This window comes from Cohnella lupini (assembly GCF_003386205.1).
Lineage (GTDB): Bacteria > Bacillota > Bacilli > Paenibacillales > Paenibacillaceae > Cohnella > Cohnella lupini.
This window is the reverse complement of sequence record NZ_QRDY01000006.1, coordinates 217,182-238,422: the sequence shown is the minus strand read 5'-3', so window position 1 is coordinate 238,422 and position 21,241 is coordinate 217,182. Positions and strand designations below refer to the sequence as shown.

General features: G+C 52.3%; 25 protein-coding genes and 1 pseudogene. 25 read left to right on the top strand and 1 reads right to left on the bottom strand.

From position 1 onward, the window contains the following. Window positions 1-11 precede the first annotated feature (11 nt). From trpD to DFP95_RS13340, 19 genes and pseudogenes are all read left to right on the top strand, one after another. Window positions 12-1,058 carry an anthranilate phosphoribosyltransferase gene (gene trpD / locus DFP95_RS13430; RefSeq protein ID WP_115993143.1) on the top strand — a complete coding sequence of 349 codons (1,047 nt, stop codon included), beginning with the start codon at window positions 12-14 and terminating at the stop codon, window positions 1,056-1,058. Then, window positions 1,048-1,857 (top strand): indole-3-glycerol phosphate synthase TrpC, encoded by an 810-nt coding sequence (gene trpC / locus DFP95_RS13425; protein ID WP_115993142.1) that lies wholly within the window; start codon window positions 1,048-1,050, stop codon window positions 1,855-1,857. The genes trpD and trpC overlap by 11 nt, the downstream gene beginning before the upstream one ends. Then, window positions 1,854-2,531, top strand: a complete 678-nt coding sequence (locus DFP95_RS13420) for a phosphoribosylanthranilate isomerase (protein WP_115993141.1) — start codon at window positions 1,854-1,856, stop codon at window positions 2,529-2,531. Before trpC ends, DFP95_RS13420 begins: the two co-directional genes overlap by 4 nt. Next, complete coding sequence (gene trpB, locus DFP95_RS13415) at window positions 2,528-3,742, top strand: tryptophan synthase subunit beta (protein WP_115993140.1); 1,215 nt, start codon at window positions 2,528-2,530, stop codon at window positions 3,740-3,742. Before DFP95_RS13420 ends, trpB begins: the two co-directional genes overlap by 4 nt. After that, a complete protein-coding gene (gene trpA / locus DFP95_RS13410) occupies window positions 3,739-4,584 on the top strand; it encodes a tryptophan synthase subunit alpha (protein ID WP_115993139.1) in 846 nt (281 codons plus the stop codon). Before trpB ends, trpA begins: the two co-directional genes overlap by 4 nt. Before the next feature lie 148 nt (window positions 4,585-4,732). Then, window positions 4,733-5,830 (top strand): histidinol-phosphate transaminase, encoded by a 1,098-nt coding sequence (hisC, locus tag DFP95_RS13405; protein ID WP_115993138.1) that lies wholly within the window; start codon window positions 4,733-4,735, stop codon window positions 5,828-5,830. 4 nt (window positions 5,831-5,834) lie between these two features. Then, a complete protein-coding gene (locus tag DFP95_RS13400; protein ID WP_115993137.1) occupies window positions 5,835-6,971 on the top strand; it encodes a prephenate dehydrogenase in 1,137 nt (378 codons plus the stop codon). Window positions 6,972-7,509: 538 nt separating this feature from the next. Then, window positions 7,510-8,106: an RNA polymerase sigma factor gene (locus DFP95_RS13395; protein WP_115993214.1), complete on the top strand. Its 597-nt coding sequence runs from the start codon at window positions 7,510-7,512 to the stop codon at window positions 8,104-8,106. Next, entirely contained in the window at window positions 8,103-8,705 is a 603-nt protein-coding gene (locus DFP95_RS13390) for an anti-sigma factor family protein (RefSeq protein ID WP_115993136.1), read from the top strand. The genes DFP95_RS13395 and DFP95_RS13390 overlap by 4 nt, the downstream gene beginning before the upstream one ends. Further along, window positions 8,702-9,301, top strand: coding sequence for a histidine phosphatase family protein (locus DFP95_RS13385; RefSeq protein ID WP_115993135.1), 600 nt, complete (start codon window positions 8,702-8,704; stop codon window positions 9,299-9,301). The genes DFP95_RS13390 and DFP95_RS13385 overlap by 4 nt, the downstream gene beginning before the upstream one ends. Before the next feature lie 142 nt (window positions 9,302-9,443). After that, entirely contained in the window at window positions 9,444-10,652 is a 1,209-nt protein-coding gene (locus tag DFP95_RS13380; protein ID WP_115993134.1) for a hypothetical protein, read from the top strand. Window positions 10,653-10,662: 10 nt separating this feature from the next. Next, window positions 10,663-11,047 (top strand): annotated as a pseudogene (locus DFP95_RS29800) (gamma carbonic anhydrase family protein); the annotation flags it as partial. A gap of 38 nt (window positions 11,048-11,085) precedes the next feature. Next, window positions 11,086-11,277 (top strand): IDEAL domain-containing protein, encoded by a 192-nt coding sequence (locus DFP95_RS13370; protein ID WP_115993133.1) that lies wholly within the window; start codon window positions 11,086-11,088, stop codon window positions 11,275-11,277. Window positions 11,278-11,488: 211 nt separating this feature from the next. Further along, window positions 11,489-11,911, top strand: coding sequence for a DUF2487 family protein (locus DFP95_RS13365; protein ID WP_181907394.1), 423 nt, complete (start codon window positions 11,489-11,491; stop codon window positions 11,909-11,911). Window positions 11,912-12,268: 357 nt separating this feature from the next. Continuing rightward, on the top strand, window positions 12,269-12,802 hold the full coding sequence (locus DFP95_RS13360) for a Rieske (2Fe-2S) protein (RefSeq protein ID WP_115993131.1): 534 nt from the start codon (window positions 12,269-12,271) through the stop codon (window positions 12,800-12,802). 19 nt (window positions 12,803-12,821) lie between these two features. After that, window positions 12,822-13,493, top strand: a complete 672-nt coding sequence (gene qcrB / locus DFP95_RS13355) for a menaquinol-cytochrome c reductase cytochrome b subunit (RefSeq protein WP_115993130.1) — start codon at window positions 12,822-12,824, stop codon at window positions 13,491-13,493. Window positions 13,494-13,512: 19 nt separating this feature from the next. Continuing rightward, window positions 13,513-14,388 carry a c-type cytochrome gene (locus DFP95_RS13350; protein WP_115993129.1) on the top strand — a complete coding sequence of 292 codons (876 nt, stop codon included), beginning with the start codon at window positions 13,513-13,515 and terminating at the stop codon, window positions 14,386-14,388. A gap of 65 nt (window positions 14,389-14,453) precedes the next feature. Further along, on the top strand, window positions 14,454-15,110 hold the full coding sequence (locus DFP95_RS13345; RefSeq protein WP_115993128.1) for a DUF1405 domain-containing protein: 657 nt from the start codon (window positions 14,454-14,456) through the stop codon (window positions 15,108-15,110). Between the two features lie 46 nt (window positions 15,111-15,156). Next, window positions 15,157-16,104 (top strand): sporulation protein YpjB, encoded by a 948-nt coding sequence (locus DFP95_RS13340; RefSeq protein WP_181907392.1) that lies wholly within the window; start codon window positions 15,157-15,159, stop codon window positions 16,102-16,104. A gap of 6 nt (window positions 16,105-16,110) precedes the next feature. On the opposite strand, the gene DFP95_RS13335 is transcribed toward DFP95_RS13340, so the two are convergent. Continuing rightward, window positions 16,111-16,980, bottom strand: coding sequence for a YitT family protein (locus tag DFP95_RS13335; protein WP_115993126.1), 870 nt, complete (start codon window positions 16,978-16,980; stop codon window positions 16,111-16,113). An 85-nt stretch (window positions 16,981-17,065) separates the two neighbouring features. Here DFP95_RS13335 and DFP95_RS13330 point away from each other — a divergent pair, with 85 nt between their 5' ends. The 6 genes from DFP95_RS13330 to bshA are packed head-to-tail and all read left to right on the top strand — an operon-like array spanning window position 17,066 to window position 21,217. After that, window positions 17,066-17,434 carry a nucleotide pyrophosphohydrolase gene (locus DFP95_RS13330; protein ID WP_115993125.1) on the top strand — a complete coding sequence of 123 codons (369 nt, stop codon included), beginning with the start codon at window positions 17,066-17,068 and terminating at the stop codon, window positions 17,432-17,434. 46 nt (window positions 17,435-17,480) lie between these two features. Further along, window positions 17,481-18,029 carry a tetratricopeptide repeat protein gene (locus DFP95_RS13325; RefSeq protein ID WP_181907390.1) on the top strand — a complete coding sequence of 183 codons (549 nt, stop codon included), beginning with the start codon at window positions 17,481-17,483 and terminating at the stop codon, window positions 18,027-18,029. 4 nt (window positions 18,030-18,033) lie between these two features. Further along, window positions 18,034-18,837, top strand: coding sequence for a 4-hydroxy-tetrahydrodipicolinate reductase (gene dapB / locus DFP95_RS13320; protein ID WP_115993123.1), 804 nt, complete (start codon window positions 18,034-18,036; stop codon window positions 18,835-18,837). Window positions 18,838-18,866: 29 nt separating this feature from the next. Further along, window positions 18,867-19,289: a methylglyoxal synthase gene (locus DFP95_RS13315; RefSeq protein ID WP_115993122.1), complete on the top strand. Its 423-nt coding sequence runs from the start codon at window positions 18,867-18,869 to the stop codon at window positions 19,287-19,289. A gap of 7 nt (window positions 19,290-19,296) precedes the next feature. After that, window positions 19,297-20,007: a bacillithiol biosynthesis deacetylase BshB1 gene (gene bshB1, locus DFP95_RS13310; RefSeq protein WP_115993121.1), complete on the top strand. Its 711-nt coding sequence runs from the start codon at window positions 19,297-19,299 to the stop codon at window positions 20,005-20,007. 46 nt (window positions 20,008-20,053) lie between these two features. Further along, on the top strand, window positions 20,054-21,217 hold the full coding sequence (gene bshA / locus DFP95_RS13305) for an N-acetyl-alpha-D-glucosaminyl L-malate synthase BshA (protein ID WP_115993120.1): 1,164 nt from the start codon (window positions 20,054-20,056) through the stop codon (window positions 21,215-21,217). The last annotated feature ends 24 nt before the right edge of the window (window positions 21,218-21,241 follow it).

The following is a 21,241-nucleotide window of genomic DNA, read 5'->3' as shown; positions in this document are numbered from 1 at the left end:
AATCCGGTCAAATGAGCGATACTCTAACGATAAGTTTACCGCAGGCGTTGAACAAAATAATTAGCGGCGGCGATTTGACTCGCGACGAGGCGTACGGAGCGATGACGACGATTATGAAAGGCGAGGCGACGCCCGCGCAAATCAGCGGAACCGTCATTGCGCTTCGCATGAAAGGCGAGACGGTCGAAGAGATCACCGGATTCGCGGAAGCGATGAGAGCTTTCTCCAACCACGTCGCCACGGAAAATCATGATCTTCTCGATACGTGCGGAACCGGCGGATCGGGTATCCATAAATTTAATATCTCGACTGTTTCGGCCGTAATCGCGGCGGCGGCGGGAGCTCGCGTTGCCAAACACGGGAATCGCGCGATGTCCGGCAAAGCGGGCAGCGCGGATGTGCTGGAGGCCCTTGGCGTCAACATCAACTTAACGCCCGAGCAAGCCGCGGAATGCCTCGACAAAACGGGGATATGCTTTATGTTCGCGCAGCTGTACCATCCGGCATTGAAGCACGCCGCGGTTCCAAGGAAAGAGTTGGGCGTGCGCACCATATTCAACATGCTCGGACCATTGGCTAATCCGGCGAACGCGGACCGGCAGCTCATCGGTTTATACGATCGGACGCGCACCGCGACGGTAGCGGAAGTGTTGTCCCGGCTAGGCTTGAAGAAAGCAATGGTCGTCGGCAGCTACGACGGATTGGACGAAATCAGCATATCCGCGCCTACCCAAGTATCCGAGCTAAGAGACGGGGTAGTCCTTACTTATGACATCACTCCCGAACAGCTCGGCCTAACGACGGTGTCCCTCGACGAGGTGCAGGGCGGAAACGCGGAAGAGAACGCCGCCATCATACGCGACGTTCTCGCGGGCAACAGAAGCGCTTACCGCGATGTCGTCCTAGCGAACGCGGGCGCATGCATTTACGTCTCGGGCCGCGCGGATTCGTTGCCGGACGGCGTCAGAGTCGCCGCTTCGACGATCGACTCCGGCCTCGCGGCCAATAAACTTCAGCAATGGATCGCAACGACGGGAGAAGTGAGCCATGTTTCTTGATCGCATCGTCGCCACCAAACACGAAGAAGTGTCGGCGCTTAAAAAAAGCCTTAACATCGGCCAAGCCGAAAGAACGATCGCCGGACTCGAATCTTGCCGAGGCTTCGAGCAAGCCTTGATCGGTCGCAATCGTCCGGTCGGCCTAATCGCGGAAGTAAAGAAGGCAAGTCCTTCCAAAGGCCTTATTCGTCCGGATTTCCATCCCGCCGGCTTAGCTCAAGCATACGAAGAGGCAGGGACGGATTGCATCTCCGTATTGACGGACTCGGATTATTTTCAAGGCAGCAACGAATATCTCAAGCGGATTCGCGAACAGGTCAAAGTACCTTTGCTTCGCAAAGACTTCACAATAGACGAGCGTCAAATCTACGAAGCCCGCTTGATCGGAGCCGATGCGATTTTGTTGATCGCCGCCATTCTGACGAAAAATCAGCTTTCGTCCTTCTATACCCTCGCGCGGGACCTCGGGCTCGACGTGCTGGTCGAAGTGCATAACCGTCCGGAATTGGACATGGTCCTGGACATAGGCAAAGCTTCGCTGATCGGCGTCAATAACCGGGATCTGAAAACCTTCATCACGGACTTGAAAGTAACGGAGGAGCTGATCGCTTTATTGCCGAAAGGAATCGTGGCGGTAAGCGAGAGCGCGATCTCGTCCACGGACGACGTGGCGTTCGTTCGCGAAGCCGGCGCTCAAGCGGTATTGATCGGCGAGCATTTCATGCGTCAATCTAACGTTCGGAACGCCGTAAACGAGCTGCTCGGTCCGATAACGAAGAAGGAAGGCGCGTCCGGATGACGGAGTCGTCGATCGTGAAAATATGCGGGATCATGGAAGAGGCGACCTTGCGCGGAATGATCGGGCTTTCGGTGGATTACGTCGGCTTCGTGTTCGCGACGAGCAGAAGACAGCTTTCCCCCGGTCAAGCGTCCGCTCTCCAAGCCGTCGCGAAGCAAATTCCGATGGCCGGCGGCAAACCGCCCAAGACGGTCGGCGTGTTCGTTAATCCGACTATGGCCCAATTAGAAGATACTCTAACCGTCGTATCTCTCGACGTCGTCCAATTGCATGGCGACGAGTCGCCTGAGTTCTGCCGAGAGGTGCGCGAGCGCTTCCGGGTTGACGTCTGGCGCGCGCTGCCGATCGGCGAAGCTAATGGAGCGACCTCCGAACGGATTGGCGCAGAAAGACTCTCCGCATACAAAGGAGCGGTGTCCACGATCCTTTTGGATACCGCCGGCGGAGGTACCGGCGTAGCTTTTCGATGGGATGTCATTCCTTCGTATCAAGAAGCGGCGAATAATAACGGCTTGCGATTGTTCATCGCCGGGGGACTGAATCCGGATAACGCGGACCAACTAATAACCGATTACAAACCCGATGGCGTCGATATCTCCAGCGGCGTGGAGACGGACGGAGTCAAAGATAACCATAAGATCGCCGCATTCGTAGAAAGGGTGAGAGGATTATGAGTCACGCAGGTCAAGTGCCGGATCAACACGGACGTTTTGGTCCCTTCGGCGGAAAATACGTACCGGAAACCTTAATGAACGCTTTAATCGAACTGGAAGAAGCATATTTGAAATACAAGGACGATCCCGATTTCCTCGAGGAAGTCCGTTATTTGTTGAAACAATATTCGGGCCGTCCGACGCCGCTCTATTACGCGGAGAGATTAACCCAACATCTCGGCGGGGCGAAAATCTATCTGAAACGAGAAGATTTGAACCATACCGGAGCGCATAAAATCAACAACACGATCGGACAAGCGGTTCTCGCGAAACGCATGGGCAAGAAAAAAGTCATCGCCGAAACCGGAGCCGGTCAACACGGCGTGGCTTCCGCGACGGTCGCCGCCCTCATGGGGCTCGAGTGCAAGGTATTCATGGGCGAGGAAGACACGAAGCGTCAACAATTGAACGTTTTCCGAATGAAGCTGCTCGGTTCCGAAGTCATTCCCGTCATGTCGGGCACGCGGACTCTCAAGGACGCCTGCAACGAAACGCTAAGATACTGGGTTAGCCATGTCGACGATACGTACTATATTTTAGGTTCCGTGACGGGGCCGCACCCTTATCCGATGATGGTTCGTGATTTTCAACGGATTATCGGATTGGAATCGAGGGAGCAAATTCTCGAGGCCGAAGGTCGCTTGCCGGATGTCGTCGTGGCGGCGGTCGGAGGCGGGAGCAACGCCATCGGTATTTTCCACCCGTTCATCGAAGATGCGAGCGTTAAGCTTCTAGGCGTAGAAGCAGCGGGCAGGGGAGTAGATACCGAGGAGCACGCGGCCACGATGACCAAAGGTCGTCCCGGCGTCTTCCAAGGCTCCATGAGTTACGTGCTGCAGGACGAAGGCGGGCAAGTGTTGCCGGCTCATTCCATCTCTGCAGGACTCGATTACCCCGGTATCGGGCCGGAGCATGCTTATTTGAAAGACACGAAGCGGGCGGAATACGTACCGATCACCGACAAAGAAGCATTGGACGCGTTAAGCTTGTTATCCCGGATGGAAGGCATCATTCCCGCGCTGGAGTCCGCTCACGCGATCGCTCAGGTGCTTAAGATCGCTCCAGTTATGAACAAGGATGAGATCATCGTCGTCAGCTTGTCCGGACGCGGAGATAAAGACGTGGAGTCCATCATGTCTTACCTAGCGGCAGAGGAGGGAACGCAGCCATGAGCACGACAACCGTACCTAACGCGATAGATGCCGTATTCGCTCAATTGAAAATCAAAGGGGAAACGGCGCTTATCCCGTTCATGACGATGGGTGATCCCGATCTGGACACGTCGGTAGCCTTGGTTCAAGCGGCGGAAGCCGCCGGGGCGCATATGATCGAGCTCGGCGTTCCGTATTCCGATCCGCTCGCGGACGGTCCCGTCATTCAGCGCGCTTCCGAACGGGCGCTTAAGAACCGCATCAGCCTTACCGATTGCATGACCGTCGCCTCAAGCGCACGCGCTCGCGGCGTCAAGATGCCATTCATCCTGTTCAGCTATTTCAACCCGGCGTTGCAACTTGGTTTAGAGAGATTCTTTGAGCTTCTGAAGGAACACGGGTTCAGCGGTGTGATTATTCCGGATCTGCCCTTGGAGGAAGACTCCGAAACCCGCGCGCTTGCGGAAGCCAGCGGCATCCACTTGATTCCGCTTGTCGCGCCGACGTCCGAAGCGCGCGTGGAACGGATCGCCGCCAATGCCAAAGGATTCGTCTACTGCGTTTCGTCGTTGGGGGTGACCGGCGTCCGTTCAACCTTCCATGAAGGCATCGACCAGTTTCTGAGCACGGTACGCAGAGCGGCATCGGTTCCGATCTGCGTTGGCTTCGGCATCTCCTCCCGCGAGCACGCGGAGCGTTTCGCCGGTCAGTGCGACGGAGTTATCGTGGGCAGCGCCATAGTCAGGCAAGTGGAGGAGGCTTTACCCCTTCTGACTTCCGATAACGAAAGCGAGCGCAAACAAGGTATTCAACAAATACAGGATTTCATCGCGGAATTAAAACCGAGAACGTCGGCTTCCTAAACTTTCCTATTTCCTTGAATCGTAATATCGTCTGTACAGTGACGCGTCGATGTGTCAGAATAGAATAACATTTCCATTCGGAGCGAATGACGTTCCGCCTTCGGCGGATCCGAACGCTCCGTTTGTCGCGATCTTAGGAGGGACCCACATGATTCCGAAACCGAATATTGTTCATTTGCCCGTTTACCAGCCCGGCAAACCCGTCGACGACGTGAAACGAGAGCTGGGATTAACCGAAGTCATCAAGCTGGCTTCCAACGAAAATCCGTTCGGCAGTTCCCCGAAGGCGAAGGAAGCCATCGTTCGGGAGCTGGATAACATCAGCATATACCCGGATGGAGCAGCAGTGGAGCTTACGGATGCCATCGCGCGCAAATTCGACGTGAACGCCGACCAAGTGATATTTGGTGCCGGTTCGGATGAAATTATACTGATGATCGCTCGCGCTTTTCTCGTTCCCGGGGACGAGACGATCATGGCGGACCAGACGTTTCCTCAATACAAGCATAACGCTCAGATCGAGAACGCCGTCATCATCGAGGTGCCGCTCAAAGAGGGAACCCACGATCTGAATGCGATGCTCGAACGCGTAACGGACAAGACGAAAGTCATCTGGATATGCAACCCGAACAACCCTACGGGCACGATCAACGTCGCGGACGAAGTCGAGAGGTTCCTATCCCGGGTTCCGAGCAACGTTCTCGTCGTATTGGACGAAGCCTATTGCGAATATATCGAAGATCCTGCGTTTCCGGATGTCATAAAGTTGCTTAAGAAATACCCTAACGTTATCGTTCTGCGCACTTTCTCCAAAATTTACGGTTTAGCATCGCTTCGTATCGGTTATGGAATCGGTCGTCCCGACGTCATACGAAGCATCAACCAGGTGAGAGAGCCTTTCAACACGTCTCGCTTCGGTCAGGCGGCCGCTCTAGCGGCACTGGCGGACGAGTCGTTCATCGAGGAATGCCGCGCGGCGAACAAGCAAGGCTTGGCGTACTTCAACAGCTCGTTCGCCGAGCTCGGATTGCCCGCGTTCCCGGCATACGGGAATTTTATCATGGTCGACGTGAAAAGACCGGGCCAGGAAGTATTCGATGCATTGCTCCGCAAAGGCATCATCGTGAGAGCCGGCCATAAGCTATACCCTACGCATATAAGGATAACGGTCGGAAGCCAAGAACAGAACGAGAAAGTAATCGCCGCGCTGACAGCCGTGCTGCAAGAAATCGCGGTAAAGGTGTGAAGGCATGAGCGGAGAATTTAGCGACTTTACGGAATCGAAGGAATCTTTACGATTGAAAATCGCCATCTTCGGAGTCGGCTTGATCGGCGGATCGCTTGCGCTTTGCTTCAAAGGCAAACCCGGAGTCGAAGTCGTCGGCCATTCGGTCAATGCCGCATCGACGGAGAAGTACGTCGCACGCGGAGTCGTTGATTGGGCGACGACCTCCGTCGAGGAGGCGTCCAAGGACGCGGATTTCTTGTTTCTGTGCGTACCCGTCGGCAGACTGGAGGAATACGTGGACGAGCTGGCCAGCCTTCCGTTAAAGGCTGGCTGCATCGTTACGGACGTAGGGAGCACGAAAGCGTCCGTCGTCCGTCATGCGGATAAATTGTTGCCTCGTGGAGCGGTATTCATCGGGGGACACCCGATGGCCGGATCCGAGCGTTCCGGAGTGGAAGCCGCAAGCTTGCATCTGTTGGAGAATGCTTATTACGTGCTGACGCCTACGGAAGGCACATCAGAGGAGCACATTCTCAAGCTGGAGAAGCTGTTGAAATGGACGCGAGCCCACATCGTGAAGACGGACGCCGTACTGCATGACGATATTGTAGGCGCGATCAGTCATTTGCCTCATATGATCGCGGTCGCTCTCGTTAATCAGATCGCGGGATACAATGAATCGAACGAGTTATATAGAATGCTGGCGGCCGGCGGTTTCAGGGATATTACAAGAATAGCTTCCGGAGATCCCGTCATCTGGCGAGATATTCTGCTCAATAACCGCGAAGTTATGCTCAAGCTGGTCCGGGATTGGCAAGGTGAGATGGAACGTTTCGCTAGCCTGCTCGAAGAAGGGGACGGTGAAGGAGTGGCGGAGCAATTCCGCCGCGCCGGTCAATTCAGGAGCCAGCTTCCGGAACGCCGCAAGGGAATGATCACTTCGATCTATGAATGTTACGTTGACGTTCCTGATCATCCTGGTATCATCGGCAAGATCGCGACGGAACTCGGGCAAGCCAAGATCAACCTCAGTAATCTGCAAATCATCGAGAGCAGGGAAGACGTGCCGGGAGTTCTGCGATTATCGTTCCAACAGTCCGAAGATCAGGACAAGGCGACTGCATTATTGAAATCATTGAACTACGCCGTTCATATGTAACGGTCTTGAGGAGGCTGCGCGTAGAGTTCGCAGCATCCTCTTTTTTTTGCTGGTTAAGATCCGGGATAATACATGCTGTAAACGCTTTAAAATTAAATGTAAACGCTTATTGACAAAATGAAAACGTATACATATAATAAAAGTACAGTATGGTTTCTCTCCACTCCTATCCAATCCTAGCACTATGTGCAACCACCCTTCGGGGTGGATTTTTTTTTGTGCCGGGAAAAACGGCTTCAACTTGAACGGAAATAAACCCGTTTTTGCAAAAATGAACCTGAACGGAAGGGATATCGTCAAATCAGAAGAAGGAAATAGGTCGATAGGCATGTAAAGGACACATTTCCCTGCAAAATTTGAGAAATTTTTAAGCTCAGAGCCCAACGACCTGTGTTACAATAGCATATAGAATTTGTAAAATACTGGTTTACAAACTTTCATGCGCCGTAAAGCGCAACTTTTTCGTTTTTGGCCGGTATAACTTTATACCCACCGGCTGCGAACGTTCACCCTGACACGGGGGAGGGTCGCGGATATGATGACCGATTCCCAATTAATACGGGAAATCAAAGACGGCAACGTAGATATGTATTCTACGTTAATGGGACGATATCAGAAGAAGATATTATCCTTCGTATATCACATGCTTAAGAGCGCCAAACTGGAAATACTGGCGGAGGATATTAGTTCCGAAACCTTTTACAAAGCCTTCAGGAGCTTGCATTCCTTTCGGGAAGTAGACGCGTCCTTTTCAACTTGGCTATATACGATAGCACGAAATACGGTTCTTAGCGAATTGCGCAAGCAGAAGACGGCGCACGTATCGCTAGACGACTCCACATACATACCAGCCGCGCCTTTCGAAGAGGCGCCCGAGCAGCGGTTGCTGCGCAACGAGAAGGTTTCCATGGTACGAGAGGCCATCAATAGTTTGCCCGAGAAGCAGCGCTCAGCGCTCATATTGCGGGAGTACGATGGGATGGACTACCAAGAGATCGCCAACATTCTAGGACAGACGGTCAGTTCCGTCAAATCGTTGTTGTTCCGGGCTAGGGCCAGTGTGAAGACACAGTTGGAATCGTACTTTGCCGAACCGGCCTTGATGAAGGAGTACGAGGAGATGAAGCTGCGATGAAATGCGAAGAAGCCGCGGAATGGTTCGGAATTTACCGGGACTTACCCGAGGATTCCGCCGAACGACTCGCCGTAGATTTGCATGTGCACGGGTGTAGCGAATGCGCGGAAGAGTTCAGCATTTGGGAAGAAAGCGCCCTATTGATTCAAGAATTGCCGTTTAACGAAGCTCTGGAGGATGAACCCGTCTCGTCCGAATGGATGAATCAGAACGTAATGAACCGCATTTATTCCGAACAGAGCTGGTATATGCCGGCTGTTCGCCGCACCTATTCCTTCTCTTTTGCTTTCAGAAAGAAAGTAGCAGGTATTCTCGCGGCATTGTTTGCGCTATTTGTTTGCGGATTTCTATATACCGCGTTCGGCCGTATCGGCGGCACTAGCGAAGACGGCACGGCGCTGATCGATTCGGCGAACGCGTTCGCCGCCAGCCATCAAGGGGGAGACAGCATACACCTTGAAGTCCCGATGGCAAGCTTGAGCGATCCGATCATGCTGACGGTTTCGCCCGCCACGCCGGAATATTGGGTCGCGTTCTCGATCGTCGGAATGATCATGACGCTGCTTATTTTGAATTGGTTCTCCAGGGTGCGTACATGATGCAGGCAACGAGAATCGGATGGGTACGGCATGGGATTACGGAATGGAACCAAATAGGTAAAATCCAAGGAGTTACGGATATTCCGTTAAGCGCGGAGGGAGAAGAGCAAGCTCGCCTTCTAGCAGATCGGCTAGCACGTGAAGGGCAAGCATGGAACGGAATCTATAGCAGCGACTTACAGCGCGCTATGAAGACGGCCGAGATCTTGTCCGACCGGCTTGGGCTCCCGGTAATCAAGGACGCGCGATTGCGGGAACGTTCCTTCGGTCAAGCGGAAGGAACGACGGAAGCGGAGCGTATGACCCGCTGGGGCGCGGATTGGCGAAGATTGGTTCCCGATCAGGAGAACGATGAATCAATCAAGGAACGCGGGCATCGGTTCGTTGACGAGATGTTAGAGAAACATCCGGGTGAGGCATGGTTAGTCGTCTCTCATGGTAGTTTTCTGGGAAGAATGCTTCAATCTCTCTGTGCAGACCTAACGGATTCCCACTTGCTCAACATGTCGCTTACCATAATTGAGAATGAACAGGCAATCTGGAAGCCGGTGCTTCATAATTGCACGCTGCATTTAGCGACGGAAACTTCTATATAAATCAAGACTCCGAGAATCCGGGCAAAGGCCCGGTTTTTTTGCGTACGATCAGAAAGCATAAACTACTTGAATATTTAACGTTTAAGACTGACAACCCGCGCCTATACTGAAATGTAAATCCTCCATGAAGCGGTGAATGCCGATGAACTTGGCCGACATGTTATGTTATGCGGACATTGCCGAGTTGACTAGAATCGCGGAAGCTTACGATTGTACTTGCAGCAGCCATTCCAAGAACGAGTTGATTCAGTCGATTCTTGCAACCGTGCAACGACGAGACGTCATGGAATCGAGAATCGGAGAGATGACGGGGAACGATCTTCGTTTCTTGAATTTTCTCGTATTCGAGAAAAGAACCGCATACAGCTTAGAGGAATTGAAAGCGAGAGCAATAGGAGAAGAGCCGAGCATGCTGCCGAAGTCATCGATCGTTCCGGAGGCTCCTCCCGAGCTTCCTAAACGATCTCGCAAGGGGAAGAACGCGGCGGTCAAACCGCTTCCGGGCCCCGACGAAACGGCGCGGAACTCCATTACCAGACTCAAGCGTTTCGGTTGGCTCTTTAACGGCTTCTCTCAACAAACCCGGTTTTTGTACGAGGTTCCGGAAGACGTCAAAGTCCGATTGTGCGACGTACTCGAAAAACGTTTCCGCACTTCCCTCGTCTCTATGGACGAGCCCGCTGCTTATCGGGACGAAAGAAGCTTGTTGGTGGAAGACATCGCTCACTTCCTCCGTTACGTGCGCGACAACGATTTGCCTTTGACTTCCGACGGCATCATGTACAAGCGCCAGCTCCAACAAGCGCTAGAGCTCCTTTCCGTCAACGAAAGCTTGCCGGCTAAAGGAGGATGGAGGTTCGGCTACGGTCGCCGATTCATGGATTATCCGGATCGCTTTTCCTTGCTCTACGACTTTTCCTACTTCGAAGGGTACGTAGCGGAGGAAGCGGAGAAGCTCACGTTAACTCCGGCGGGACGAATGATCGCGGACGGTCTTGCCAAGCCGGATCCAAGCAAGCTTTACCGATTCTGGTTGCGGTTGTACAAGGGTCCGATTCCCAACCTATCGTCCTTGGTGCAATGGGTGATGCGTTTGTCGGGCGACTGGGTAACCGTAGAATCGATGAACGAGATTCTGCAACCGCTAATCCGTTCCTATTATTATGACACCCCGAGAGACGTACTTGAACGGCGCATCCTTAACATGCTTATGCATCTAGGTATTGTACGCTGGGGACAAACGGCGGAAGGGGTCCATGTCGTTAAGATCACGCCCCAAGGCAAATGGCTGATTTCGGGAAATACGCTCGCTTTCGAAGATACTTTGAATCTCGGCAACCCGCCCGTATGACAAATGGAAACTGCGTGGAGATTTGGAACCAATCGTAATCGGACGGCATTGTAATATTTAAGACGGAGCGTTTAGACGCGAAATAACGCCAATCAGCCGCTTATCATCGGCGATGGCGTATCCGTCGGACATGCGGTAATCGATCAAGACTGCAACATAGGCAATGGTACATTGATCGGCATGGGGGCTATCGTCTTGAACGGGGCGGACATCGGTGAATATGCTTTAATGGGAGCCGGCGCGCTCGTAACTGAAAATCAGGTCATTTCGCCCAGAATACTGCGTTTAGGATCACCGGCAAAGGTTGTTTGACATTTACCGAGCAGGATTTGCAGCGAATGAAGCAAACGGCGGACAGATACGTGAGCAAAGGCGATCAATATAGGAGCTCCTGACAAGGTGCCCTTTACGCCGGATTTCGGAGGTGCAACGAATGGACAACATGAAAGTCGCCTACGAGACGATGCTGGGATTGGCGGCAGAAATGGTCCTGGACGAAGCGCTGCGCAATTACCGGACGGAGAAAATATATCATGCGATCGATGATGCGCTTGCGCAAGGAGACGTGGAATCGTTTCGGCGGTTAACCGACGAGTTGAAAAGCATTCAACAATTCATCGGTTGAGATCCTAATGTTCTATTCATTTAACCTAGCCCGTCGGGTTAGGTTTTTTTTGCGTTTCAAGATAGAGCGGTTTCGACAGCGACAGATATATAAGCTCCCCGACTTTTACTCCTAAATAGCGGAAAGAAGCTTTTAATGTTCGCCGTTTTGGAGTACGATAACAGGTATCTTGATGCAAGCTTTAATGGAAGACAAGGAGTGTGCCCTACATATGAAATTCAGTGAAATAGATCCGGCAAGCTGGCCAGAATTGCAGCCTTATCTGGATACTTGCCTACTTCCTCTATCGGGACTGACCGGGGAAGAATCGCCTTGGGAAGCCACGGAGAGCGTGGCGCGTACCGGGGAATGGCTAGCCCCGTTGGAACAATCATTTCGCGGGAGAACGGTGACGATGCCTGCCTACCACTATGATGCAGGCGGCGAGGAGCAAATCGATCGGTTAAATCGTTTAATCGGGTCGTGGAGGGCGATCGGCTTTCGCTACGTGATCCTGATCAACGGAAAAGCGATGCCGAACTTCGATATGCTGCATGCGGATCTGATCATTCAGCCGAAAACGGACGATGAGAAGCCCGATTCAGAGCGAATCGGCAAATCGGTAGCGGAATTGTGGCGGACGCCGCAACGATAAACGACCGAAAATCGCTTTTCGGCAAGCTATGAACGCATAAGGATGGCTATGAAGGGTAAACAATAGTCAGACACATCCCACGGGGAAATGTGACAATTTGAGAACATTTTAGTTACGCTTATCCCGCCGGGGAAGGAAACGCTTGCCCCAATTCTTGACGCTCCATAGCGCGTGGGCTATTATAGTTATGTCCTTGTCAAGTAAAACGGCTACAGGCGTTCTTCGAACGACGTTGGACGTTTGTAACGAGCAATCGGATGCGCTTTAAACCGAATTTAGTTAAGCATACCGATTGTTGAACAAAATGTTAAAGTCCGTACCGGACGCGAGATTGGTGTGGCAAAGGGGGTAGAACGAATGGACCATAATGAGCAGCAAGAAACCACGCATAAACCGGTCAAGCGCAAAGAAATGACAAGACGTCAATTTTTGTCTTACACGCTTGGCGGAGCAGGAGCCTTCATGGCGGGCGGGGCCATTTTACCGATGATCCGCTTTGCCGTAGATCCTATATTGCAAAAGAAAGAAAAAAGCGGTTTCGTCAAAGTCATCGAGGAAAGCAAGGTGACGAACGAACCGACCGAAGTGAAGTTCAAGATTCACCAGGTAGACGGATGGTACGAGAGCGATCCGAAGCTGGCCGCTTGGATCGCCAAGAGCGACGATGGCAAGATCTACGCTCTTTCTCCCGTATGTAAGCACTTGGGCTGCATGGTAAGCTGGAGCGGCGAGGAAGCGCCGAACGAGTATCACTGTCCTTGCCACGGCGCCCGTTACACCAAAGACGGCAAAAACTTGAAAGTTGCGCCAAAGCCGCTAGACGAGTACGAAGTCAAAACGGAAAACGGTTGGGTGTATCTTGGCCCGATAGAACCGAATAGTCGCGTTTAGAAGGAGGGCGTCTCGTCCCATGTTCAAAAACATGTACAACTGGATCGACGAACGTCTAGATATTACGCCGATGTGGAGAGATATCGCGGATCACGAGGTGCCTGAGCACGTCAATCCGGCGCATCACTTCTCCGCGTTCGTTTATTGCTTCGGCGGGCTGACGTTCTTTATAACCGTCATACAAATCCTTTCGGGGATGTTCCTGACGATGTATTACGTTCCGGATATCATTAACGCCTACTACAGCGTTGATTACCTGCAGCATCAAGTCGCTTTCGGAGCGATCGTGCGCGGTATGCATCACTGGGGAGCGAGCTTGGTAATCGTTATGATGTTCCTACATACGCTCCGCGTTTTCTTCACGGGTTCCTACAAAGCTCCCCGCGAGATGAACTGGGTAGTCGGAATGTTGATTTTCTTCGTCATGTTGGGCCTAGGGTTCACTGGTTACCTGCTTCCTTGGGATAACAAAGCGTATTACGCGACGAAGGTTGGTCTGGAAATCGCTGGTGCCGTGCCTTTCTTGGGCGATTACATCAAGGAGCTATTGAACGGTGGAACGATCGTCGGCGCGCAAACGCTGACCAGATTTTTCGCATTCCACGTGTTCTTCTTGCCTGGTGCGCTGCTTGCATTGCTTGCCGGACACTTCTTTATGATTCGAAAACAGGGCATTTCCGGGCCGCTGTAAGAGAGGGGAGTGACAAGCGATGGCACATAAACATGATCCGAACGAAAAAATCGTATTCATAGGAGATTCGCGTGTTCGTAAACGCGATTACTCGAACGTAACGCCTCCTGACTATTCCGCCTTTCCGGGTAAATCGGAAGCATTTATCCCGAACTTCCTGTTGAAGGAATGGATGGTCGGCGTCGTCGTACTTGTAGGGTTCTTGGTATTGGTCGTTGCCGAACCGGCTCCGCTCGGATATCCGGCGGATCCGCTTAACGGCTCGTTCATTCCTATGCCCGACTGGTACTTCCTGTTCTTGTACCAATTGTTGAAGTATCCTTACGCATCGGAAGATTATCTCGTATTGGGCGTTCTAGGTTTGTCCGGACTGCCTTTCATAGCGCTACTTCTCGCTCCTTTCTTGGATACGGGCAAGGAACGCCGCTTCTATCGTCGTCCGATTGCGTCTTCCCTGATGGTCGTTTCATTGGTGGCCGTCACCTACCTGACGTGGGTTTCGTGGCATCACTACACGGGCGAACTCGAGAAGAACGGAGTTATACCCGAGCATATCGAACGCGAGATCAAGGCGGAGGAAGCCATCGAGAAGGGCTTGCCGAGACCGATACCAGGCAGGGAGAAAATTCCTGCAATGGTTGCCGCGGACGATCCTGCTTTCACCGAAACGATGACGCAAGCTCAATGTATCTCTTGTCACGGCGCGGAGCTTGAAGGCGCGAATGGACCCGCTCTTCGCGGAATCGGCGACGTGTTAAGCAAAGAAGAGCTCGTGGAAACGATCACGAACGGAAAAGGCGATGGAATGCCTCCTTTCAAGGGTACGCTGACTACCGAACAGATCGATCAAGTCGCGACATGGCTTTCGACGCAAAAAGCGGGAGCGGCGGAGTAAAATCCGTCCTTCTGTTCTAAACCTGACCGTTCTCGGTCAGGTTTTTTTATGAAAGGAGGTCCCGGATGAGCTGGTTAAAATGGTTGCTGTCCCGTTCCGTATTGCTTAATCCCACGACTTTGTGGATATTAACGCTGATATACGTACCGGGTACGATATACGGATACTACTGGTACAAGGATCAACTGCTTCAAACCTGGAACGAACATCCGCATTGGCAAATTCCCTTCGTTCCGGACAGTCCGACGGCATCATTGTTTTTCGTGATATCCGTCATATGGCTTTGGATTAGTCCTAAGCGTTCAAGGATCGCTTGGGTGAACGGAATTCGCGGAATCGTGGAGACGCTTGGCGTCGTTACATCGGTGAAATACGGAATATGGGCGACGGCGATTATATTCGCCGGACAAGCGCAAGGCGATGTCCTGGAATTTGACCACTGGATGCTGATAGTAGGACATTCGGCGATGGCGATTACGGCGCTAGTCTATGCCCGGTTTTTTATTTTCGGAGGAATTGCCCTGCTAGGGGCGGCTGTATGGACTTTCCTGAACGATACGATCGATTACACGTACGACGTATATCCGTATTTACCCTCGCAACTGTATGATGACATATATTATGTCGGTCTGTTCACCTTCTTGCTTACCGCGTTAAGCGTGGCGGCAGCGGCGATCGCCAAATTCGCCTTCGCCGGCAAGGAGCGGGACAAGGCGTTCTAAACGCGGACATCCCCTCATATCCATTGGGTAGGAGGAGGGGATGTCCGTGTTTTTGTTTATTTCGCCTTTTCGGATTCGCGGCTTGCCGATGCGGCAAGCTTTGATTTCTTTGATCGTTGCGGCGGCATTGTGTCTTATCGCGCCGCCTACGGTGCTAGGGCGCGCTCCGGAAACGGATGCGAAAGTATCAAGAGCCGCCTACGTTCGGTTGTTGTCCGCGACGGAGAAGCTTTACGGCGAAGTGAACGCCGGGAATTCAAAGGCAGCCACCAGAAGCCTGACAGAAATCGAATCGCAACTCCGAAGCTTGCCGACGAAGGGCAAGTCGATCGAGGATGGAATCCGTGAATTAGAGCAAAGCGTGACGGAGCTTAGGAAGTCTCTCTCTTCCAATTCACCTGATGAATCGAAAGCGAAGTCCGAAGCGGCCGAATTAAGATTGGCTGCGGATGCTCTGGTCAAGCCGGACAAGCCGATGTGGCACCGGTATCGAACGCTCATTAGCAATGATCTCATAGAACTGAGTCAAGCCTTGCCATTGAACTCAACGATATCGGGACCCGTTGCGGAGCCCGCTCGCTCGGCTTTCAATCGAGTAGTGGAACGATATCTGGTCATTCGAACGGCGGCCTTGCTGGAGATAGAGCCTTGGAAAGTGGAAAGAGCGGATTCCGTCATTCGTTACGCGTCACGAATCGTCGAAGCGGAATCTCCGAAGACGGAACTGCTGCAGAGTACGATATTGCCTCTGCAGGAAGCATTGGACGGTTTGTTCCCGAGTACGAAGGAAAGCTCCGCCGCGGTTGTCCCCCCGATAACGGCTCCGCCTTCATGGGGATGGTCGGCCATGGTCGGAAGCTTTATCGTGACCGTTCTGACGTGGGTCGGCTGGAGACGGTATAAGGACGAAGAGTATTCGGGATCACGTAAAGAGGCGCGGCATATGCCCGAAGACGCGGCGCAACGGCTGCTGATTCGTTGGAAGAAAAAATAATAAAGGTTATTCGTCTCGGAAGCCTTCTCCGAGCACGTCGTGCACGTCGTTGATAACGATAAAAGCCTTCCGGTCATGCTGACGGACAAGGCTTTTTAATTTGCGAATCTCGAAGCGGCTGACGACGCAGTAGATAACCATCTTGTCCTCGCCGGAATACGCGCCGATCGAAGGCATGAGAGTAACGCCGCGGTCGAGCTCTACGGTGATGTCCTTGGCCAGCTTTTCGGGCGTGTGGCATATAATCGTGAAAGCCTTCGCCGCATAAGCTCCTTCTTGAATGAAATCGATAATTTTGGTGGCGATGAACACGCTAACCAAAGTGTAGAGCACCTTTTCCTTCGGGATAATCAAGAGGGAGATTCCAAGGACCAATACGTCCAACGTCAAAATAATCTGCCCCATGCTCCAGCCCCGTGCGCGATGAAGGATTCTCGCTATAATGTCCACTCCGCCCGTCGTTCCTCCGGCGCGGAATACGAGTCCGAGGCCTATGCCTAGGGTAACGCCGGCATAAAGCACGACGAGTATGAAATCTTGTTCGGATGTGAATGGAACCATCCATCCGTTCTCGACCATCCATTCCGCGATCCATAAGAACAGCGACAATAACAAGGTTCCCACGAAAGTATAGATCATGGCGCTTCTTCCAAGTTGTTTCCAGCCGAGGATGAATAAAGGGAGGTTTATAAGCAGGGACGTTAGGGAAACGGGGAGATCCAGCGCGTAGTTCAAGAGCACGGCTACGCCCGTCACGCCGCCTTCCATCAGCAAGTTAGGGATAATAAAAAACTGCAAACCGAAGGCGTAGAGCGCGGTTCCCGCCACGACTAAGCCCCAGGATCTGACAGAGCTCCAAGGCAACGAAAGTTTCATAGTACGATTCCTCCAAAAATGCATTTGTTTTAATAAACGTCTTACGCTAACATAAGATAGAAACCTTCAAGAAAGGAAGCGAACGATGGGAGAATCTCGCATAACCGGTCTAACGTTATCGGAACGAACGCTTGCCGATATTCAACGAGACGTGGATGCTTATATATCGCAGTTTAAGGAAGGCTATTTTTCTCCGTTGTCGATGCTTGCCAGAATGTCCGAAGAAGTAGGGGAACTGGCAAGGGAAGTGAATCACGAGTTCGGCGAAAAGCCGAAAAAAAGAGATGAAGCCGATAATTCGATCGAAATGGAGCTCGGCGACATTATGTTCATCGTAACCTGTTTCGCCAACTCGCTCGGAATCGATCTGACGGAAGCCCACCGTAAGGTCATGCTTAAATTTACTACCCGCGACGCTGACCGTTGGACGAAGAAGCACACCGATAACGTCTGATTGTCATATGCTGTACTATCCCCGCATTGAAGGGAGGATGGTCGGCATGGACGGGGAAACGTGCCTCCGGCAAGCGTACGAAGCCATCTTTCATGGGGATTTCGAGTCGGCGATATACTGGTTCGGTCAAGCGATCGCAATGGAGCCCGGAAACGCGGAATATTATTATAGAGGCTCGGTGACTTGCGCAAGAAGCGGGAAGATATCGCTCGCGACGAACTACGCCCATAAAGCGGTGGAGATTAATCCGGATAATCAGATCTATCAGCTTAATCTCAGGACGATGCTAGCTAGGCAGAAAATCGCGGAAGCCAGACAGTGGTTGGAACAACCCGTTCCGGATTTAGAACGCAGCTTCGCGAATTTGAAGGAAGCGGCATATCTGGATCCTTTATCTGCGGAAGCGAGGCTACTGCTCGGTATTTTATACCGGATGCAGAGGAATTACAAGCAGGCTCTGGACTCCCTGCAGGACGCGCTTCAGCTTGAACCGCAACTCGAGGAAGCCAAACGATTGCTGCACGAAGTGCGGGCCGAAAGACGCCGCATTCTTAAACAACAATATACGAACTACAATTCGAGAAGGAACAGGTGATAGTATGGCGCGCAAAATTAAAGTTGCCGTGGCGGGGGCAGGCGGCAGAATGGGCCGCGAAGTCGTCAGAATGGTGTTGGAAGATCCCGAGCTGCAGTTGGTCGCTGCCATCGGATTGTCCGCGGGTCCCGTTGACGCCGGGTCGCTGGTCGGTAAACCGGATACCGGCGTCATCGTTTCTTCGCGATTAGCCGATGCTTTGTCCGCTAGCCGTCCAGACGTACTCGTGGATTTTACGAATCCGAAATCGGCCATGCCCAATACGGAAATCGCGCTTGCGTACGGCGTTCGTCCCGTTATCGGCACTACCGGCTTCACGCCGGAGCAGATCTCCGACTTGGACAAGCAATGCAAGGAGAAGGGGATAGGCGGTCTGATCGCGCCGAACTTCTCCATCGGAGCCATCTTGATGATGAAGTTTTCCGCGATGGCTGCCAAGTATTTTCCCCATGTGGAAATCATTGAATACCATGGCGACCAAAAATTAGACGCACCTTCGGGAACTTCCATCAAGACGGCGGAATGGATATCGGAAGCCAGGCAGGAACTCCGTCAAGGGAACCCAAAGGAAGAAGAAGTCATAGAAGGCGCGCGAGGCGGGTATTATAACGGTTTTCGCATACATAGCGTTCGATTGCCGGGCGTATTCGCCCAACAGGAAGTGGTGTTCGGCGCGTTCGGGCAAACATTGAAAATCCGTCATGATTCTTATGATCGCGCGGGATATATGCCGGGAGTGAATACGGCGATCAAGAAGATCATGAACGTAACCGGCATGGTATACGGCTTCGAACACTTCTTAGATTAGGCCGGAAAGCAGGAGAGGGGATCAGCTTCATGTTGGATATCGCTTTAATCGCCCATGATCGTAAAAAAGAGGAAATGGTTAATTTCGCGATCGCTTACGAGCATGTGTTGAAGCATCATCGCTTGTACGCGACAGGGACGACAGGGACTCGCATTATGGAGAATACGGCATTATCCGTTCATCGATTCATGTCGGGGCCGCTTGGCGGCGATCAGCAGATCGGAGCCAGGGTTGCCGAGAATACAATGGATCTTATCCTATTCTTCCGCGATCCGTTGATGGCTCAGCCGCATGAGCCCGATATTATCGCCTTATTGCGCCTTTGCGACGTTCAGGGCATACCTGTCGCGACCAACGTCGCAACGGGCGAGCTGCTGGTCAAAGCATTGGAGCGAGGAGATTTCGCATGGCGCGAACTCGTCCATAAATATAAACCCGGAATAGAAGGTTGAGCGCAGCATGAATCTCATTACTCACGAACAACTCGATATGCTCGTATTCGCCGCGCATCCCGATGACGCGGAGATTGGCATGGGCGGTACGATAGCCAAGCATATTAAAGCCGGATTAAAAGTCGGCATCGTCGATTTAACGTATGCGGAGATGTCATCCAACGGCAACGTGGAGACAAGACAACGGGAAGCGGCGGAGGCGACGGAAGTGCTAGGTTTGTCGGTTAGAGACAATCTGGGCTTGCCGGATCGCCGCTTGTCCGTAATCGCGCAACAGACCGATCTCATGGTGGCGGCGATTCGCAAATATCGTCCGCGGCTTGTTTTCGCGCCTTATTTCTTGGATCGCCATCCGGATCACATCACTTGCAGCCGTATGGCCGAAGAAGCTGTATTTAACGCCAAGCTAAGAAGATACATGCCCGAAAGTCCCTCGTGGACGGTAGAGCAGTTGATTTTTTATTTTATTAACGATGCTCACGCGCCTCAGCTAATCATTGACATAAGCGACGAGCACGAGATCAAGATGAATGCCTTGAAGGCGTACCGATCGCAGTTCATGCCGGATGGAAACGAATCGGATTGGGTTGAAACGCCGCTAACCGGCGCTTATTTGCATAATATCGAAGCCAGAGACCGCTTGCTTGGACAAGCTAAGAAATATAAATACGCGGAAGGCTTTATCGCTAAAGGTCCGGTCGCGTTGAATCGATTCTAATGACGAATAATAAGGGAATACAATGGGATAGACAGGAGGAATCGACATGAATCGTCCGCTCAGAATAGGCATAACCTGCTATCCTTCGCTAGGAGGCTCGGGAGTCGTGGCTACCGAACTCGGGAAGCTATTGGCCGAGAAAGGGCACGAAATTCATTTTATCACTCATAGCATGCCGTTTAGGTTGGGAAAGTTCCATCGAAATATTTTTTATCACGAAGTAGAGGTTTCCGATTATTACGTGTTCCGTTATCCTCCCTACGACTTGTCGTTGGCGAGCAAGATGAACCAAGTTGCCCGATTGCAGAAGCTGGATCTGCTGCATGTGCATTATGCGGTGCCGCACGCCATATGCGCGATATTGGCGAAGCAAATGGCTGGAGACGACCTGAAGGTCGTGACGACGCTTCACGGAACGGATATTACCGTGTTAGCGCAAGACGAAACGTTGAAAGATATCATTCGCCTAGGCATTCGCCAGAGCGACGCGGTCACCGCGGTCAGCCAGGATTTAATCAAGGAAACCCGAGAGCTGTTGGACATTCAAGAGCCGATAGACCTGACGTATAATTTCGTGGATAAACGGATTTATTATCCTCGCGATTGCATCGGTTTGCGCCAGGACTATGCCGATCCACACGAGAAGGTGCTCATGCACATTTCTAATTTCCGTCCGGTCAAACGGACGACGGACGTAGTCGATATTTTCGCCAAGGTAAACGCGCGGACGCCCGCCAAGCTCGTATTGGTCGGCGAAGGTCCGGACTTGCCGAAAATTCAAACAAAGATTAACGCCATGGGTTTAGCGCATCGCGTTCACTTCTTGGGTAAGCAAGACGATGTAGCCCAGGTTATCTCCATCGCGGATTTAATGCTGCTTCCGTCGGAGAAGGAAAGCTTCGGCTTGGTCGCGTTGGAGGCGATGGCATGCGGAGTACCTACGATCGGCTCCGTCGCTGGAGGTATTCCGGAGCTGGTGCAGCACGGGAAGACGGGTTTCCTCTCGGCGATAGGCAATACGGACGATATGGCGGACAATGCATTGAAGCTATTGTTGAACGATAGTTTATATGCCGAATTCAAGGCCGCTTGCCTGCAAAGGGCGCATTGCGTGTTCGACGATAAGCTGATCACGGCGCAATACGAGGAAATTTATTATCGCGTGCTCGGAATGCCCCTCGCCAAGCCGGTACCCGTGTGCAATGTTTAACAATCGGCCCGAAGCCGTTGGATC